Source organism: Croceicoccus sp., assembly GCF_983967925.1.
On the sequence record NZ_CFETID010000064.1, the window covers coordinates 1 to 2,296 of the forward strand.

A 2,296-nucleotide genomic window follows, 5' to 3' on the forward strand; every position below is an offset into this window, starting at 1 on the left:
GATCGATGGCAGAAGGGTCATACTTTCGCACCCTTCCAATCTACCTGCGACAACCCTTTCGTCCTGTGTCGGACGGCCACTATGTACCTTGCTACAGATTGAAGGGTTGCAATTCGACGCGACTATAAAAAAGGTCCACGCGGACAGAGGTTGCATCGTAATGGAAATCGATATGCTTACGAATGAGTTCAGAACAAATCGCTTAAGATAGAATGAACAAATCCCGTTCAGATTTTTGTTACACGCGGCCGTACGTCCATGAGCAGGTTGTGTCCGGCTACACCTAGCTAAATATTATGCTCTGGGTTGTGGTCGGTTTGGCAGGAACTGTCCCGAGAGCGGAACGGTAGCTGATGAGAAAGCCGAAGGCTCTTGGGGAACGAAGGATGCCGCTTGTCCCTTCCGCCGCGCAACACACTGCTGATCTGCTCTCGCAACTAAACCGGGAATTCAGCCTTCTCCAAGGCCACCTCGGTTTCCTCCCAATTGACGACGACGATATGCTGGCTGCGCGCGGGCTGCTTCGCCGCATCGCCCAGCAGGGCCAGGCGCTTCAATACATAAAACAGCATGGCGTAGCGCACGGTGAGGATGGCCGAGCCGCCCTCCATGCCGAAGTCCTTGGCGACGACCGCCTTCTGGCTTGCGGTCAGGTCAGGATGCGGGCCGATCTCGACCTCGAACCGCTCCTGCCACAGCGCGTCCTGCAGCGAGTGCCCGCCGCCGTCACCCATCTCGCCGACGCCAAGAATACGCGGCAGGAGGAAGTCTTTGAACTTGTCGGTGACGTGGCAGTAGGCGCGCACGTGCCAGCGGAAGCCGTCATAGCCGAAGGCATGAGGCGTGATCCGCCGCCAGATTGGATCGGGTCGGTCCTTGCTCATCGACTGATAGTGGACATCGATCGAACGGTTATCGCGCACCGCGCTCAGCACCGTTCTCAGCACGGCCGAATCGATATCCCTGCGCGGCGTCAGCGCGATGTCGGTGTCGGGAAATTCGGTGATCCACGAATCCGACAGATCGATTAGGCCTTCGGCCACCGAACGCAGGCGGGACAGATAGCCGTCGGGATCGGGCTTTAGAAAATGCGGCTCGAACTGCTCGCTGGCGACGTAGCGCTTGGCGCTCTTGTCGTAGAGCGCATTGTGCGGCGCACGCTCCTGATAGAGCGTCAAATCCTTCGACGCCTGCGGCACCGACACGTCGAACATGTCGGTGATGTCCGAGCGATTGACTCCGCCTTCCCAGAACAGGCGGAACTCGATGAACTCGAGTCGGCGCTCCACGCCCCACTTCAAGGTGGTCAGGCCGTCCATCCGAAATTGTCCTCCAGCGGATCCAGATAAAAACTATATGGACATATCTGCAATACGCGTTTACTTTCTATTCTCATCACGGTGTCGCGTCAAGCGGAACCGTGCCGAGGAACAGGGCGGAGAGACGAGGACGATGACCTGCATGACCGACCGGCGGACCATCGTCGCCCACGGGCGCATGGCGATGCGTGAGCTTCGCCTCGACGCCGCACGCCACCGCCGACACGGCCTGCAGATCATGTCGTTCGAGCAGCTGGCAGCCCGCCTCGCCGGCGGCTTTTCGAGGCCGATCGACGACGAAAGCCTGCGCACCGCGATCCAGGCCGTCCTGCCGGACACCTCGCTCGGCGAACTCGAAAGCATCAAGCTCCTGCCCGGCATGGTCGACGCCTCGGCCGACACCCTGCACAAGACCTGGCGCGCCAGCATCGACCTCGCTTCCCGCTCCCACGAGCATCCGCGTCTCGACTCAATTGCGCGACTCGAAGCGGCGGTGCTTGCGCAGCTGCCACCGGGCATGATGCGGCCCTGCGACCTGGTCGCGACCGCTTGTCAGCGTCTAGCTCACGCCAAGGCCGTTCTCGGACCGGTCGAGATCGTCGGCATCACCGAGCTGTCGCCGTGCTGGCGGCCGCTGCTTGCGGCGCTAACCGGCTGCACCCCTGTGACCTGGACGGCGGGCCCTCGGCCCACGCCGCCCTGGCTCGAGGCGACCGGCGTCACCATCGCGCGCGATGCGCCGCAGGCCCCGGAGGTTCGGGCGGAAAGCGCATCGACGGCGTATCATGAGGCCATCGAGGCGATCCGCTGGGCGCGTGCGCTACTGGCTTCGGGTGAGGCCCAGCCGGCGGAAATCGCCATCGCCGCCGCCTCGACGGCGGAATATGATGACCATTTCCTGTCGCTTCGCGCCGACGCGAACCTCGACCTGCACTTCATCCACGGGATCAAGGTCACCACCACTCGCGAGGGTCAGG

1 protein-coding gene and 1 pseudogene are annotated in these 2,296 nt (G+C 62.0%); one reads left to right on the forward strand and one right to left on the reverse strand.

The window, feature by feature from the left end; genetic code table 11:
• Positions 1-437: 437 nt before the first annotated feature.
• The gene (locus AC4FIJ_RS16425) at positions 438-1,319 is read right to left on the reverse strand and encodes a WYL domain-containing protein (protein ID WP_067468599.1); all 882 of its coding nucleotides are present in this window, start codon (positions 1,317-1,319) and stop codon (positions 438-440) included.
• Between the two features lie 133 nt (positions 1,320-1,452).
• On the opposite strand from AC4FIJ_RS16425, the pseudogene AC4FIJ_RS16430 reads away from it, so the two are divergent.
• Positions 1,453-2,296 (forward strand): annotated as a pseudogene (locus AC4FIJ_RS16430) (PD-(D/E)XK nuclease family protein); the annotation flags it as partial.

Bases quoted from the DNA above. Each gene is read 5' to 3' on its own strand.
- AC4FIJ_RS16425 (WP_067468599.1), bottom strand. From the start codon at position 1,319: ATGGACGGCCTGACCACCTTGAAGTGGGGCGTGGAGCGCCGACTCGAG.